Annotated in this window: 14 protein-coding genes; 6 read left to right on the top strand and 8 right to left on the bottom strand. The window is 65.5% G+C overall.

Annotation, left to right across the window (positions count from 1 at the left end):
• The first annotated feature begins 403 nt into the window (after positions 1-403).
• From PMI20_RS02975 to PMI20_RS02955, 5 genes are read left to right on the top strand one after another with little or no spacing between them, the layout of a single operon-like run.
• Entirely contained in the window at positions 404-2,011 is a 1,608-nt protein-coding gene (locus PMI20_RS02975; RefSeq protein ID WP_007924596.1) for a glycosyltransferase, read from the top strand.
• The gene (locus tag PMI20_RS02970) at positions 2,011-3,315 is read left to right on the top strand and encodes a glycosyltransferase (RefSeq protein WP_007924598.1); all 1,305 of its coding nucleotides are present in this window, start codon (positions 2,011-2,013) and stop codon (positions 3,313-3,315) included. Before PMI20_RS02975 ends, PMI20_RS02970 begins: the two co-directional genes overlap by 1 nt.
• Entirely contained in the window at positions 3,315-4,202 is an 888-nt protein-coding gene (locus tag PMI20_RS02965; protein ID WP_007924600.1) for a class I SAM-dependent methyltransferase, read from the top strand. Before PMI20_RS02970 ends, PMI20_RS02965 begins: the two co-directional genes overlap by 1 nt.
• Entirely contained in the window at positions 4,199-5,356 is a 1,158-nt protein-coding gene (locus PMI20_RS02960; RefSeq protein ID WP_007924601.1) for an acyltransferase family protein, read from the top strand. Before PMI20_RS02965 ends, PMI20_RS02960 begins: the two co-directional genes overlap by 4 nt.
• Positions 5,350-6,174, top strand: coding sequence for a class I SAM-dependent methyltransferase (locus tag PMI20_RS02955; RefSeq protein ID WP_284171558.1), 825 nt, complete (start codon positions 5,350-5,352; stop codon positions 6,172-6,174). Before PMI20_RS02960 ends, PMI20_RS02955 begins: the two co-directional genes overlap by 7 nt.
• Positions 6,175-6,289: 115 nt before the next feature.
• Here the strand turns inward: PMI20_RS02955 and PMI20_RS02950 are convergent, their stop codons facing one another.
• On the bottom strand, positions 6,290-6,916 hold the full coding sequence (locus PMI20_RS02950) for a LysE family translocator (protein ID WP_101336343.1): 627 nt from the start codon (positions 6,914-6,916) through the stop codon (positions 6,290-6,292).
• A 146-nt stretch (positions 6,917-7,062) separates the two neighbouring features.
• Here PMI20_RS02950 and PMI20_RS02945 point away from each other — a divergent pair, with 146 nt between their 5' ends.
• Positions 7,063-7,536, top strand: a complete 474-nt coding sequence (locus tag PMI20_RS02945; RefSeq protein ID WP_007927641.1) for an Lrp/AsnC family transcriptional regulator — start codon at positions 7,063-7,065, stop codon at positions 7,534-7,536.
• 114 nt (positions 7,537-7,650) lie between these two features.
• Here the strand turns inward: PMI20_RS02945 and lpdA are convergent, their stop codons facing one another.
• From lpdA to PMI20_RS02910, 7 genes are all read right to left on the bottom strand, one after another.
• On the bottom strand, positions 7,651-9,051 hold the full coding sequence (lpdA, locus tag PMI20_RS02940; protein ID WP_007927639.1) for a dihydrolipoyl dehydrogenase: 1,401 nt from the start codon (positions 9,049-9,051) through the stop codon (positions 7,651-7,653).
• Between the two features lie 235 nt (positions 9,052-9,286).
• Complete coding sequence (locus PMI20_RS02935) at positions 9,287-10,219, bottom strand: phosphatidate cytidylyltransferase (protein ID WP_007927638.1); 933 nt, start codon at positions 10,217-10,219, stop codon at positions 9,287-9,289.
• 1 nt (position 10,220) lies between these two features.
• The gene (locus tag PMI20_RS02930) at positions 10,221-10,844 is read right to left on the bottom strand and encodes a lysophospholipid acyltransferase family protein (protein ID WP_007927637.1); all 624 of its coding nucleotides are present in this window, start codon (positions 10,842-10,844) and stop codon (positions 10,221-10,223) included.
• 9 nt (positions 10,845-10,853) lie between these two features.
• A complete protein-coding gene (locus PMI20_RS02925; RefSeq protein WP_007927636.1) occupies positions 10,854-11,309 on the bottom strand; it encodes a hypothetical protein in 456 nt (151 codons plus the stop codon).
• A complete protein-coding gene (locus tag PMI20_RS02920; RefSeq protein WP_037035052.1) occupies positions 11,299-12,642 on the bottom strand; it encodes a phosphatase PAP2/dual specificity phosphatase family protein in 1,344 nt (447 codons plus the stop codon). Before PMI20_RS02920 ends, PMI20_RS02925 begins: the two co-directional genes overlap by 11 nt.
• The gene (locus PMI20_RS02915) at positions 12,642-14,399 is read right to left on the bottom strand and encodes a bifunctional alpha/beta hydrolase/class I SAM-dependent methyltransferase (protein WP_007927634.1); all 1,758 of its coding nucleotides are present in this window, start codon (positions 14,397-14,399) and stop codon (positions 12,642-12,644) included. The genes PMI20_RS02920 and PMI20_RS02915 overlap by 1 nt, the downstream gene beginning before the upstream one ends.
• A 10-nt stretch (positions 14,400-14,409) precedes the next feature.
• Positions 14,410-15,063, bottom strand: a complete 654-nt coding sequence (locus PMI20_RS02910; protein ID WP_007927632.1) for a CDP-alcohol phosphatidyltransferase family protein — start codon at positions 15,061-15,063, stop codon at positions 14,410-14,412.
• Positions 15,064-15,267: the final 204 nt, after the last annotated feature.

Raw genomic sequence — 15,267 nt, 5'->3', positions numbered from 1 at the left:
GCAATATTTGGACACATAATTCATGTGAGAAATACGAAAACTCTGCTATTTCCCCGGGCCTTTCTATTGACGAAGCTTGTTGTAGTTGTTTGGCGCTCAATCTGTGCCAATTGCTTTGGAATTTCAACAGGTCCTACCGTGACCGGTAAGTTCTCGTTTTCCAGCATAGGAAAAATCTTGTCGGGAGGTTCCCGAATCTTCAATGGATGTGTTTAGAATGCCCCTCGTCTCGACCCCAAAGCGATCAGAATGGCTGTCTCGCAGCCATGCAAAACTGACCAATAGAACAAGAACGTAGACGGGCATGAGAACGATGGATGCACGCCCACAACACAGGCGTGGCGCCATGGCTCTACCGTCATTGTGTGAAGGTGCCAGGACGGCGGCTTCATCGTGAGATGCCATGAATTTCATTCTTTATTCGGATGTTAACGACGGCTCCATCAGCCAGAGCCTCGGGCGTCCGGAATACAGCTATTACTTCGTGCTCAAGGCCTATCGCCCGGTGTTGGAAAGCCTTGGGCGCGTGCATGTGGTGCAGACGCCGGCCGAGGTCGACCGGCTGTATCACGAGCTGCGGCTCAAGGGCGAAGACTGCCTGTTTCTTTCGTTCACCCCACCCCAGAAAACCCCGGTCGACCTGGACTGCCCGACCCTGTGCGTGGTGGCCTGGGAGTTCGATTCGATCCCCCACGAATACTGGGATAACGACCCGCACCAGGACTGGAGCCGCACCCTTGGCCGCCATGGCCGGGTGATCACCCTGTCCAGCCATACGGCCCGTGCGGTGCGTCGGGTGCTGGGTGAGCATTTTCCGGTGCTGGTGCTGCCTACCCCGTTGTGGGAGCGCTTCGATGGCGTCCGCGGGCAATACCCCAATGTACCGGTCAACGCCGGCACCACCCTGCAGATCAAGGGCTGCATCATCGACAGCCGGGCCCTGGGACTTTCCGCCGACGGCCTGATCGCGCCGGTGCTGGATGAGGCGCCACCGCCTCCCGCTCCCGTCGAGGTCGAGATTGTCGAAGCCCCACCGCTGACCGTCAGGCGCCGGCTGTTCATCGCCAAGCACTATCTGCGCGAATGGTATCGGGCGCTGGCCGGTGGCGAATGGCGCCGGCCGCTGTTCATCAGCAAGCACTATGTTCGCGAATGCTACCGCGAGGGGTTGCGCGACCGGGTCCCCGCGCGCCTGCGGGCACTGATGGCGAAATCGAGACCGGAGCACGCGGCAGCGCTGCCTATCGTCCTGCCGGCACCCGCGCCTGAGCCGGAACACCCCCAGGCCGTCCTCCCGGCCACCGACCAGCAGGTGGCGTTCCAGGTCGATGGCGTGGTTTATGTCAGCGTGTTCAACCCCGATGACGGTCGCAAGAACTGGCATCAACTGATTACCGCGTTCTGCTGGGCGATGCGCGACACCGAAGACGCCACCCTGGTGTTGAAGATGACCCAGAACGACCTGTCGACCTATTACGTCGAAATGCTGACCCTGCTGTCGCAGCTGTCACCGTTCAGCTGTCGGGTGGTGGCCATGCACGGCTATCTGGACGACGAGCAATTTGCAAGGCTGTACGGCGCGGCCAGTTTCTACGTCAACGCCTCGCGGTGCGAAGGCCTGTGCCTGCCGCTGATGGAGTTCATGGCCTGCGGCAAGCCGGTGATCGCGCCGCTGCACACGGCCATGCTCGATTACATCGACGAGGACCTGGCCTTCGTCGTCAAGTCCAGCCAGGAGCCGGCGATCTGGCCGCAGGACTCGCGCATCCTGTTTCGCACCCTGCGCCACCGCCCGGATTGGGGCTCGTTGAAAACCGCCTACCAGGACAGTTACCGCATGGCCAAGGAAAACCCCGCGGGGTACCAGTCGATGTCCCTGGCCGCGGCCCGGCGCATGCAGGAGTACAGCAGCTTCGCCAGCGTCCAGGGGCGCCTGCGGGAGTTCTTCGCCCTGACCCCGCTGACCGAGGCCGACGGCGCGTCCTCCCTGGCCGTGGCGGGTAACGCCTGATGCTGATCCTCATCCACTCGGAAACCAACAAGAGCAACATCCAGCAGAACCTGGGCCGTCCCGAATACAGCTACTACTTCGTGCTCAAGGAGTTCCGGCCGGTGCTGGAACGCCTGGGCCAGGTGCTGGAGGTCAGCAACCCCGACGAGCTGGTGGACCGCCTGTATTTCGACTGCCAGAGCCGCGGCGAGGCGTGCATCTTCCTGTCGTTCTCGCCGCCCCATCGCACGCCCAACCATTACGCTTGCCCGACCATCCCGGTGTTCGCCTGGGAGTTCAGCACCATTCCCACCGAAAGCTGGCAGGGCGAGCCGCGCCATGACTGGCGGCTGGTCCTGGGCACCGCGGGCGCGGCGATCACCCACTCCAGCTTTACCGTGCGAGCGGTGCGCGATGTGATGGGCGAGGACTACCCGATCTGCGCGATTGCGGCCCCGGTCTGGGATCGCTTCGCCCGCCGTGGCGAGCAACTGGGCAAGCAGCCACGGGCGTCCCGGGTGACCCTCAACCTGCACGGACTGTTGCTCGACAGCCGGACCCTGGACCTGAGTGCCTACGGCCCGGGCATGCTGCGCGAAGACATGCCGCTGGCGCTCGATGCCACGGCTCGCGATTGCCAACTGCTGCTCGACGGGGTGGTCTACACCTCGGTGTTCAACCCCTACGACGGGCGCAAGAACTGGCAGGACATGATCAGTGCGTTCTGCACCACCTTTCGCGACTGTGCCGACGCCACCCTGGTGCTGAAACTGACCCACCACGATATCGGCAACGCGCTGGCCGACATGCTGCACCACCTCTACAAAAACCAGTCCTACCAGTGCCGGATCGTGCTGATCCACGGCTTTTTGTCCGACCCGGACTACGAGCGGCTGGTGGAGGCCACCTGCTATGTGGTCAATTCCTCGTTCGGCGAAGGGCAGTGCCTGCCGCTGATGGAGTTCATGTCCTGCGGCAAGCCGGCGGTGGCGCCGTGCAACACCGCGATGGCCGATTACATCGACCCCGACAACACTTTCATCGTCGACTCCACCGACGAGTTGACCGCCTGGCCCCACGATCCGCGGGCGGCCTACCGGACCCTGCGCTACATCACCAACTGGGACTCGCTGTGCTCGGCCTATCGCGCCAGCTACGACGTCGCCCTGCAGGACCCCGAGCGTTACGCGCGGATGTCGACCCATGCGATCGACAGCCTGCGACGCTTCTGTAGCCAGGCCACGGCCGAACAGCGTCTTGGCGAGTTTTTCCAGCAGGTGCTGGAGCGGCGCAAGGCGCCTGCCACCCCCGGGCTTCCCGCGTGATGCGGGCGTTTCTGCGGCGTTTGCGCAGGGGCGCGCCGTTGCCCGCGCCGCTGCTGGCCGAAGCGCCCAGGCCTGCGGTTTCTCCCCGCGATTGCGGCTTGCGCGACGCCATGCTCGATGGCTGGTTCCGTTCCGAAACCGGCGAGCTGCTCAAGGGCTTTGCCATCAGCGCCGACGACACCCTGCTCGATGTCGGTTGCGGCGAAGGCGTGGCGACGTTGTTCGCCATGCGCCAGGGCGCTTCGGTGATTTTCACCGACAGCGAGTTCGACAAGGTGCGCGACCTGGCCCGGCAAGTCGCCGAGCAATCGGACGTGCCCGCCCTGGGGCTGGTCAGCAACAGCCTGCCGTTGCCGCTGGCCCAGGGCTGCGCGAGCAAAGTGGTGTGCATGGAAGTGTTGGAGCACATCGAACAGCCCGAGCCGTTCCTCGCCGAGCTGGTGCGCATGGGCCGTCCCGGCGCGCAGTACCTGATCAGCGTTCCGGACCCGGTGGGCGAGCATTTGCAGAAGGGCATCGCGCCGTCCGGCTACTACCGCGCGCCGAACCATGTGCAGGTATTTTCCCGCGAAGGCTTTGGCCAGATGATCGAGGACGCCGGGCTGGTCATCGAACATCGGCAGGCCACGGGCTTTTTCTGGGTCATGGGCATGATCTTTTTCTGGGCCAGCGAACGGGCCGCCGGACGCGAGCCGCCGGGCGCCGTGCGCGACCGCATCCAGGCGCCGTATCCGGCGCTGATGGAAGGCTGGGCGCGGACCTGGGAGGAGCTGCTGGCGCAACCCGACGGGCTGGCGATCAAGCAGGTGCTCGATGGCTTCATGCCGAAAAGCCAGGTCATCATCGCCCGCAAGCCGCTGCCCGGCGCCGTGGCTGAGCCGTCTTGAACGACAAGCGGATCATGGACATCGAGCTGCTGCGGGGCGTCGCGGTGCTGGGCGTGGTGTTCCATCATCTGCAAGGCAATCTGTTTCCAGGCGGGCTCGCCTGGTTGGGCAGCGTCGCCGCCTACGGCCAGTTCTGGTGGGGCGTGGACCTGTTCTTCGTCATCTCCGGTTTTGTCATCGCCCGCGGCCTGGTCCCGCAGCTGCGCGCCTGCACCAGCGCCGCGCAGTGTTGGCAACGGACCCGCGACTTCTGGATTCGCCGCGCCTTCCGCCTGCTGCCCTCGGCCTGGTTGTGGCTGCTGCTGATGTTGCTGGCGAGCCTGTTCCTCAATCGTTCGGGGGCCTTCGGTAGTCTGCACGCCAACCTGTGGGCCACGGTTGCCGGCCTGTTGCAGTTCGCCAATTTCCGTTTCGCCGACAGTTTTTTCCACTACGAGTACGGCGCCAGTTTCGTCTACTGGAGCCTGTCGCTGGAGGAGCAGTTCTACCTGTTGCTGCCGCTGCTGGTGCTGTTGTGTCGCAGGTACCTGGCCTGGGTGTTGCTGGCGCTGGTGGTCGTGCAACTGGTGAGCTTGCGCTCGGTGCTGTTGATGTTCATCCGCACCGACGCCATGGCCCTCGGCGTGCTGTTGGCGCTGTGGACAGCCCGATCCAGCTACCGGCACTGGGAGCCGGAGTGGCTGGGGCGGCATCCCGGGCTCGGCCCGTTGCTGCTGATCCTCTCCTGCCTGGGCATGGGCTGGCTGGCCACCGATGGGTTCCATGCGACTTTTTATCGGGTCGGCGCCCTGGCGCTGCTCTGCACGCTGCTGGTGTGGATCGCTTCCTACAACCGCGACTACCTGTTGCCTCGCGGCCCGCTGAAAAGCCTGCTGGCCTGGGTCGGCAGTCGTTCCTACGGGATCTACCTGATCCATATCCCGGTGTTTCTGCTGGTCCGCGAAGCCTGGTTCCGCCTGTCGCCCCTGGGCACGACCGGGCTGAACGACCAGCCGCTGCTGGCGCTGGCCTGCGCCGCAGGCCTGCTGCTGTTGCTGAGCGAACTCAACTACCGTGTCATCGAGTTGCCCCTGCGCAATCGGGGCGCCGAGCTGGTGCAACGCCTGGGCACATCCCGTTCTCCCGTTCCTTCCACTGGAGTCACTTCATGCTGAGCCTTCTGAAAAAACTCACGGCGAGCGCTCCTGCGGCCGTGACGCCCGACGCACCGTCGCCGGCCAAGGTCGATCCGTACATGCTGGGCCTGCAGGACGCCATGCTCAGCGGCTGGTTCAACCAGGAAAACGGCGAGCTGTTCACCGGCTTTCCGGTGACGGCCGAGGACACCCTGCTGGACGTTGGCTGTGGTGACGGCGGCAACGTGCATTACTGCGCGATGCGCGGGGCGAAGATCATCATTGCCGACATCGACGCGGCCAAGGTCGAGGCGACGCGCCAGCGCCTGAGCGATACGCCGGCCCGTGGCGTGGAATGCCATGTCACTGACTGCAACCCGCTGCCGATTGCCGACGGCACCGCCAGCCGGGTGGTGTCCACCGAGGTCATTGAGCATGTGGACGATCCGGCGCAGTTTCTCTGCGAGCTGGTGCGGGTCGGCCAGCCGGGCGCGCTGTACCTGTTGAGCGTGCCGCACCCGAGCTCCGAGGACCTGCAAAAGGACATCGCCGCGCCGGAGTATTTCCAGAAGCCCAACCATATCCGCATCATCAGCGAAGAGCAGTTCAAGCAGATGGTCGGCGACGCCGGGCTGGAGGTGCTGAGCCATAGCCAGTACGGCTTCTACTGGTCGATGTGGATGCTGCTGTTCTGGGAAGCCAAGGTCGAATTCAGCAACCCCGACCACCCGCTGCTCGATCAATGGGCCAGCACCTGGCAGACCATCCTCAACTCGCCGCGCGGGGTGCAGATCAAGCACGCGCTGGACGCCGTGGTCGCCAAGAGCCAGGTCATCATCGCCCGCAAGCCGGCCTGAACCGGTTCCTGTAGCCGCTGCCGCAGGCTGCGATAAGGCCGCAGGCCTTCGGCGATCTTGTGGCCTTGCGCGCCCTTCGGTCGCGATCGCAGCCTGCGGCAGCGGCTACAGAGCTTCAGGCCTGTTGCACGAAAGTCAGGCGCAGGGCGAAACCGATCAGCAGGCTGCCGAACAGCCATTGCTGGACCCGCTGGGCGGCGCGGTTGTGCGCCAGCCAGCGGCCGATCCAGGCGCCGGCCAGGGCGTAGGCGCTGTCGAACAGCAACCCCACCAATACCAGCAGCAGACCGAGGCTGGCGAACTGCGCGGCCACGGGGCCGGCCTGCGGGTCGATGAACTGTGGCAGCAGCACCGAGCAGAACAGCAGCGCCTTGGGGTTGAGCAGGTTGGTCAGCAGGCCGCGGCGGATCGCTTCGCGCCAGCGCAGGGCGCTCGCGGCCTCGCCATCCCGCAGGCTGGGCAGCAGGTTGGCCCGCAGGCATTGCACGCCGAGCCACAACAGGTACGCGGCCCCGCCCAGGCGCACCACCTCGAAGGTCCAGGGCGCGGCCTTGAACAGGGCGGCCAGGCCCAGTGCCGCCAGTGCCACATGAGAGCCCCGGGCAATCGCCAGACCCACCGCAGTGGCCAGCGCCAGGCCCTTGCCCTGGCGGGCGCCGGTTTGCAGCAGGAGGATCATGTCGGGGCCGGGCAGCAGATAGACCACCGCCAATGCCAGGAAAAACATCCACAGTTGCGCCACCTTGCCACCCCCTTTCGTTGTCGATTCGGTAGGTAGAGTCTAGGGCCGAAGGGCAGGACAGGTGCTTGCGTAGTCAGCCAGCAAGGAGGTGGAAATTGGCATAATCTTCCACCTGGACATGGAGTGACTATCGGAAAATGCCAAAAATGAAACTGGACGCCTACGACCGCAAGATTCTCGCCGCCCTGCAGCGCGACGGCCGCCTGAGCAACGTGCAACTGGCGGAGGAGATCGGCCTGTCTCCTTCACCCTGCCTGCGTCGGGTACGGATGCTGGAAGAAGCCGGGGTGATTCGCGGCTACCAGGCCAACCTCGATCGCGATGAAGTGGGCCTGGGGCTGACGGTGTTCGTCGGGGTCAAGGTCGAGCGGCACACCGATGAGCATTCCGAAGCCTTCCACAAGGCGGTGACGGCGCTGCCGGAGGTGCTTTCGGCGTTCCTGGTGTCCGGCGAGTCGGACTTCCTGCTGCAGGTGGTGGTGCCGGACCTGCGCGCCTACGACCGTTTTCTTACCGGCAGCCTGCTGAAACTGCCGGGCGTCAGCGATATCCGCAGCAACTTCGCGATCCACACGGTGAAAACCCCGGGCGCGCTGCCGCTGGGGCATTTGCCGACCTGACGCGATCATCTGTAGCCGCTGCCGAAGGCTGCGATCGAGACCGAAGGGCGCGCAAGTCTCAAGATCGCCGAGGCCCTTCGGGCCTTACGCAGCCTGCGGCAGCGGCTACAGGTTCTACATCTGCGTCGCCATCCCTTCCACATCCATCGCTGCCTGGCGCAACGCCTCGGAGCGGGTCGGGTGCGGGTGGCAGGTCAGGGCAATGTCTTCGGCCGAGGCGGAAAACTCCATGGCCACGCAGTATTCACCGATCATTTCGCTGACGCTCGGTCCTACCAGATGCACGCCGAGGATTTCATCGGTCTGCGCGTCCGCCAGGACCTTGGCGAAACCTTCGGTCTCGTGGTTGATCTTGGCCCGGCTGTTGGCCGTGAAAGGGAACTTGCCGGCCTTGTAGGCCCGGCCCTCGGCCTTGAGCTGCTCTTCGGTCTTGCCGACGCTGGCCAGCTCGGGCTTGGTGTAGATCACACTGGGGATCAGGTCGTAATTCACTTCGCCGGCCTTGCCGACGATCTGCTCGATACAGGCCATGGCCTCGTCCTCGGCCTTGTGGGCAAGCATCGGCCCGGACGTGACGTCGCCAATCACCCACACGCCGGGAGCCGCGGTGCGGTGCCGCTGGTTGGCGAGCATGCCGCGCGAGTCGGTGCTCAGGCCGACGTTCTCCAGGCCCAGGCCCTGGGTATAAGGCCGGCGCCCGATGGCCACCAGCACATAGTCGGCTTCCAGCAGCTCCGCCGTGCCGCCCGCGGCGGGTTCGATACTCAACTGCACGCCATTGGCCGAGGTGCTGGCGCTGCTGACCCTGGTGCCGAGCCTGAAGGCGATTCCCTGCTTGGCCAGGGCCCGTTGCAGGGTCTTGCCGGCTTCGCCATCGACACCGGGGCAGATGCGGTCCAGGTACTCGACCACCGTCACCTGGGCCCCCAGGCGCCGCCAGACCGAACCCAGCTCCAGGCCGATCACCCCGGCGCCGATCACCACCAGGTGCCGGGGCACCTCGCCGAGGGACAGCGCGCCGGTGGAGTCGAGGATGCGCCGGTTGTCGATCTCCACCCCGGGCAGTGGCGTCGGCTCGGAGCCGGTGGCGATCACGATGTCCCTGGCCTGCAACCGGGTCTTGGCCCCGGCGCTGTCGGTCACCGTGACCTGGCCCGGGCCGTCGATATGGCCCCAGCCCTTGATCCAGTCGACCTTGTTCTTGCGAAACAGGAACTCGATGCCCTTGGTCAGGCCGGCCACGCTGTCGTCCTTCTGCTTCATCATCTGGGCGAGGTTGAGGCTGGGCTTGACCTCGATGCCCAGTTCGGCGAATTCCTTGCCCATGGCCGCGTCATACAGCTCCGAGGCGTGCAGCAAGGCCTTGGACGGCATGCAGCCGACGTTCAGGCAGGTGCCGCCGAGGGTGGCGCGACTTTCGACGCAGGCGGCCTTGAGGCCCAGCTGGCCGGCGCGAATGGCGGCGTTGTAGCCACCGGGACCCCCACCGAGGATGACGACGTCGTAGCTGCTCATGGCTGTTCTCCTGCAATCGGAAAAGAAGGCTTTCAAAGGTAGTCGAGCGAAAAATTATGACCGTAATATGAGCGAGCAAAACAACCCCGGTCAAGCACGCAATTGCGTCTTCCTTGTAGGAGCGAAGCTTGCTCGCGAAAGCCGCGAAGCGGCGTGCCGTCAACCGGCACGCGTTATCGTTGGCGATCTTTTCGCGAGCAAGCTTCGCTCCTACAGAAGAAGGGAGGCGGGGTGCTCAGGTCCACCAGTAGCGCACGAGATGGAAGAAGATCGGCGCGGCGAAACACACCGAGTCCAGGCGGTCGAGCATGCCGCCGTGGCCTTCGATCATGTGGCCCCAGTCCTTCACCCCGCGGTCGCGCTTGATCGCCGACATGACGATGCCGCCGGCGAAGCCCAGCAGGTTGATCAGCAGGGCGATCAGGAACGACTGCCAGATAGTGAACGGGGTGATCCACCACAGCGCACCGCCGATCAGCGAGGCCAGGAGGATGCCGCCGACAAAACCTTCCACGGTCTTGGATGGCGACAGCCGCGGGGCGATCTTGCGTTTGCCGAAGAGTTTTCCACAGACGTACTGCAACACGTCCGACATCTGCACCACGATCACCAGATAGGCGATCAGCAACAGGTTGCGCCCTTCGTAGCCGGCGATGTCCAGGGTCAGCAGCGCCGGGACGAACGACACGCAGAACACCGCGATCATCAGCCCCCACTGGACCTTGGAGGCGCGTTCCAGGAAGTGCGTGCTGTCGCCGCCCAGGGACGCGAGGATCGGCAGCAGCAGGAACACATAGACCGGGATGAAGATCGAGAACAGCCCGTACCAGTCGAAGTAGATCAGCAGGTATTGCACCGGCAGGGCCAGGTAGAACGCCGCCACCAGCGCCGGGTAGTCGCTGCGCCGGGTCGGCATCAGGGTCAGGAACTCGCGCAGGGCGTAGAAGGACACCGCGTAGAACAGCAGGATCACCGCGCTGGTGCCGAGCCAGAAGGCGATGCCGATCACCAGCACCATCACCCACCAGGCGTTGATGCGCGCATTGAGGTTGTCGATCACCGAACTCGGCGCGCCACGACTGCGCAGCTTGAGCAGAAAACCGATCAGCGAGGCCAGCACCAGTACCGCGCCGATCCCGCCGAACAACATCAGGGTTTGCCTATCCATCTCAAGAATGCTCCGGGGCCATGGCCAGCAGCGCTGCGCGGCTGCGTTCGAGGAATTGCTCTTTGCTTTCGCCGTCCTCGAGGGACAGCGGCGCGCCGAAGCTGGTGGTGCATAACAGCGGCAGGGGCAGGAAACGGCCCTTTGGCATCACGCGGTTGAGGTTGGCGATCCACACCGGAATCACCTGGGCCTGTGGGTAACTTTTCGCCAGATGGTAGAGGCCGCTCTTGAACGGCAGCAGGCCTTCCTCCTCCAGGTTGCGCGTGCCTTCGGGGAAGATGATCAGCGAATCGCCGTTGGCCAGGGCATCGAGCATTGGCTGCAAGGGGTTATCCACAGGCTCCTTGCGCTCGCGGTCGATCAGCACGCCGTTGAACACCCGGTTGATGAGGTAGCGGCGCAGCGGGCGGGTCTGCCAGTAATCGGCGCCGGCCACTGGCCGCGTCACCTTGCGCAGCGCGGGCGGCAGCGAGGCCCAGAGCAGCACGAAGTCGCCGTGGCTGCTGTGGTTGGCGAAGTAGATGCGTTGCACCGCCTGCGGCCCGCAGCCGAGCCACAGGCTGCGCGCCCCGGTGATGGTGCGGGCGGCGGAGGTGATGAGGGTGGCGACCAGGGGTTCGAGCATGAGAATTCCTTATCCGGCGACGGCCAGCCAGGGGCTGGCCAGGATGAAGCCCAGTGTCAGCAGTACTTGCGCCGCCAGCAGCCAGGCCTGGCGACGCAACAGGTTGAGGGCGCCGTGGCTGCGTTGTTGCCACGGGCGGCCGCCGGCATTCGCCGGTTGCAGGCCGAGGGCGCTCAGCGCCTGGTCCAGGGCAGCGCTGCGTTCGGCCAGCGGCAGCGGGCTGTCCGCCACCCGCTGGAACAGCTCGGCATCGAAGGCCACCCGCAACGCCCAGTACTTTTGCAGCAAGCCCAGCACCAGCAGGGCAACACTCAGGACGATGGCCCAGGGGGCGGACACGCCGAGCAGCCACTGGCCGAGGCCGAGCAGGGCGCCGAGCAGGCTCAGGCCTGTGGATAACAGGTCCAGCGAATGCCCGCGGCGCAACAGGCTGGCCACCGCATGCAGTTCCATATCAGTGGCCATGGGCGCTCCCCTGGGCTGTGGATAAAGGCTCCAGGGCCTTGCGGTGCGCGGGTTGCAGGACGATCTGCGGGCGCGCGCGGCGGATCTGCACGATCGCCGCATCGACGCTGGCGGCGCGGCCTGTGTACAACAGCCAGGCGGCCACGGCGGTGGCGCTGCGCGAATAACCCAGGGCGCAGCAGACCAGCAGCGGCGCGTGCTCGCGCAGGCTTTCGATGGCTTGCGCGGCCTCGCGGCATTGCTCGGTGGTGGGCGCGGTCAAGTCGAGCACCGGCACGCAGCGATAGGCCAGGTGGCGACCGTCCACGGACAGTTCGGCACACAGGTCGAGCACCGCGCTGAACGGGCTGTCCTGTAGCTCGCCCGGGGTCGGGATGCGCCCCAGCCAGACGTTATCCACAACCTCGTCGGGCTGTGGATGCTGGCGTGTCCATAGCCGGGAATTGATCCAGGCCGCCGCCAGATAAGGCGCCAGCAGCCAGCGCGTGGCGTTGCCCAGGCGGCCGTCCGCGCCCTTCTGGAAACCCTTGGCGTCGAACAGCCCATAGTTCAGCGCCACCAGCAGCAGGGCCAGTGCCGGCCACAACAGCCACAGCCAGGCACCGGAAAAGGCCAAGGCCGGGATGGCAAGCACCGCGGCGCCCACGGCATAGAACGACGCCAGGCGCCAGCGCTGGCGGTCGCGGGCCAGGCGCAGGTTGTGCAGCATCCCTGGGCGGTCCAGCGGCCACAGCCAGACGCACAGCCAGCCGGCCAGGGCGCCTGTGGGCACGTCGATAAAGTGGTGTTGATAAGTGGTCAGCACCGACACGCCGATCAGCGCGAACCAGCCGTGCACCAGCCAGCGCCAGGCGCCCTGGACATGCCGCGCGTAGCAGACCCACAGCACCACCAGCAGCGCGATGTGCAGCGACGGCGCCTGGTTGAACGGCTTGTCGAAGCCGGCCAGCACATCGAACAGCCAGCCGAACAGGCCATCCAGTTCCGGGCGCTGGAAGGTGAAACGCAGCGGCCAGAGCAGGAAGCAACTGACGGCGATGACTTGCGCGGTCAGCAGTCGCAGTGCGTGGCGCTTGAGCTCTTCGCGGCTGGTGGGTAACAGCAGGGAAAAGCCGTACAGCAGGTCGATCGACCAGTAGGGCACGATGCTCCAGGCCCAGAACGGCATCTGCCGCTCCCAGTCGAACACCAGGCTGCCGACCTCGGCGCGTTGCGCGGTGACCCAGGTGGCGAAGCCGTAGGTGCCGAAAAACAGCGGCGCCAGCAGCAACAGCCAGAGCACCGCGGGTTTCAGCAGGCCGGGCTCGCGGGTGTATGTCGCGGCGACCGTCATCATTGCACCCGCTGTGCCAGCGACACGCTGAAAATGCCCCACTGATCGACGCGCAAGGTGATCCGGCGGAACCCCGCGGCTTCCACCAGTTGGTCCATCTCGGCCTGGGTCCGGCGACGCATGACCCAGGCCTGGCCCGCGCGGTGGCTGGTCAGGGCGCGGGCGATCAGCTCCAGCTGCGGGTGCCACGGTTGCCCGGTGTAGACCAGGTAACCGCCAGGCTCCACGGCGGCGGCCAGGCCCGCCAGGGAATCGCTGACCATCGGGTTGTCGGCGAACAGCTCGTACAGGCCGGAGACCACCGCCAGCGTCGGTTTGGGCGTCAGGGCCGCGAGGTCGTCGCGGTCGAAGGCGTCGGCTTTGACGAAACGGGCAATCTCGCCCAGGCCTTTCTCGGCGATCAACGCGTTGCCGTCGCGCACGTTGATGTCGCTGTAGTCGCGCAGCAGGATCGACTCCGGCAGCGGGCTGACCCCCTGCAAGGCTTCGAGAATGTAGCGCCCGTGGCCGGCGGCGATGTCGACGATGCGCACTTCGCGCTGCTCGGCGCGCAGTTTTTCCATGGCCAGGCGCAGCAGTTCTTCCACATGCAGCTTGCGTTGGCGAATGCCGCGCCAGCCGATGGAGTCCAGGTAGTTGCGGTCGATCATCCGGCCCAGGGCCGAGGTGCCGGTGGCTTGGTTGCGGTAGACGTAGTCCAGGGTGCTGCCGGAGTCGAAACCGGTGTCGAAACCCAGCTTGACCCCGGCCGAGAGCTGGCTGCCCAGGCGCATGCTGGCGCGGGTCATGCGCCAGTACAGGTCACGCAGGGAGTTGTGCGGCAGGGGCGCCGCCAGCGCCTCGGACTCGGCGCAGGTCAGGCCCAGGCGGTCGGCGTCGAGCAGGGCAGGGCGGTTCAGCGGTCGCGCGAAGTTCTGCAGGATGAAGCGCCGGGCGCTGGCGACGGCCGGGGCCCGGGCCTTCTCGCCGAGGGTGTCGTGGAAGAAGCCCGGCAGGATGTGTTTTTCCTTGTACAGGCTGCCCAGGCGCTCGAAGAACTGCTCCTGGGGCCGGCGATGGACGACGAAGTCGGCGCCGGAGATCAGCAGCTGGGTCGGCACCTGGATCGCCTGGGCATCGGCCACCACCCGTTCGGCGGCTTCGTACAGGCCCAGCAGCACGTTCACCGAGATCGCCTTGGTGATCAGCGGGTCGCTGTCATAGGAGGCCACGCGCGCCGGGTCATGGCTGAGGAAGCGCGCCTTGACGTAGCTGTTGACGAAAAAGTTGCCGCGAAAACGCCGCATCAGCGCCAGGCCCGGGCGGGCGAAAGGCACGTAGAGCTTGACCTTGAACGCCGGCGACGCCAGCACCAGGGCGCGGATGCGCGGCGCGTAATCGTGGACCCAGGTGGCGGCAATCACCGCGCCGACGCTTTGGGCCACCACGGCCATGTGTTCTTCGTCGATGCCGTGGCTGGCCCGCAGGTGATCGCAGAAGGTCTGCACGTCGCGCACGCTGGTGGCGAAGCTCGGGCTGTCGCCCCGGGCGCCGGGCGACTGGCCGTGGCCACGGGCGTCCCAGGCGAAGAAATCGAAGGCTGGCAGGTCCAGTTCGTCCACCAGGTGGGCGATGCGTGCGGAGTGTTCATGGCCGCGGTGGAACAGCAGCACCGCCTGGCGCGGGGCGTCCGAGGGGGCGGCGGTGGCCGGCCAGTGGCGGTAGAACAGCTCGACGCCGTCGTGGGTGGTGAAGGTCTGGTGGAGAGCTTCGCGCATGGCAACTTCCTTATTCCGAGGGGGCGTTTTGCTGCACTTCTTGTCGTTGGGTGTCTTGCAGTTGTACGTCGAGCAGGCCTTGGCGAACCCGGTTGATCAAGGTGTAGACCAACAACGCGGCGACCAGCGCCAGCACGCCGTTGATCCAGGCGGCGCTCAGCCAGCCCAGGGCGATGCCGGTGGCCAGCACGCCGAGCACGAACGCCCGGTCGCTCTTGCCCATGGGCCCGTCGTAGCGGCGCGAGGCGCCGATCATCGGCCCCAGCACGCCGGCGTATTCGCTGAACAGCGCCAGCAGCGTGACCAGCAGGACCAGCGGCAGGCTGACGCCGGCAATCAGCGCGAAAGGCAGGATCAGCGCGCTGTCGGCAATCACGTCGCACAATTCGTTGAGGTAGGCGCCCAGGCGCGATTGCTGGCCGAATTCCCGGGCCAGCATGCCGTCGATGGCGTTCAGCGCCATGCGCAGGATCATCCACAGCGGGATCAGGATGAACAGCCAGAGGTGGCTGGCGAAGCTGGCGATCAGGGCGCCCACCAGTACCGAAATCACTCCCGCCAGCACCGTGATCTGGTTGGCCGTGGTGCCGTTCTCGTACAGGCGCTGGACCCATGGCCGCAGCAGGTTCTGGAAGCGCGGTTTGAGCTGGTAGATGGAGAGCATGGCTGGACGTTTCCTTGTCACAAAGTGGGCCACGGATTATGGCCACAGATCTCGCGGGCTGGCATCAGCACAGCAGCGGTTTTCCCTGGGTTTGTGACGCGCCCACGGCAAATAAAGGCATAGGTAAGGGACGAAAATTTCACTACTATTGTTATATCGTAACGATTTGTGACAAATACAGCGGCCTGCCGGAGAGTTATCCAC

The organism is Pseudomonas sp. GM17, assembly GCF_000282175.2.
Lineage (GTDB): Bacteria > Pseudomonadota > Gammaproteobacteria > Pseudomonadales > Pseudomonadaceae > Aquipseudomonas > Aquipseudomonas chlororaphis.
The sequence above is the reverse complement of the archived record's forward strand: the minus strand, read 5'-3'. Positions and strand labels throughout refer to the sequence as shown.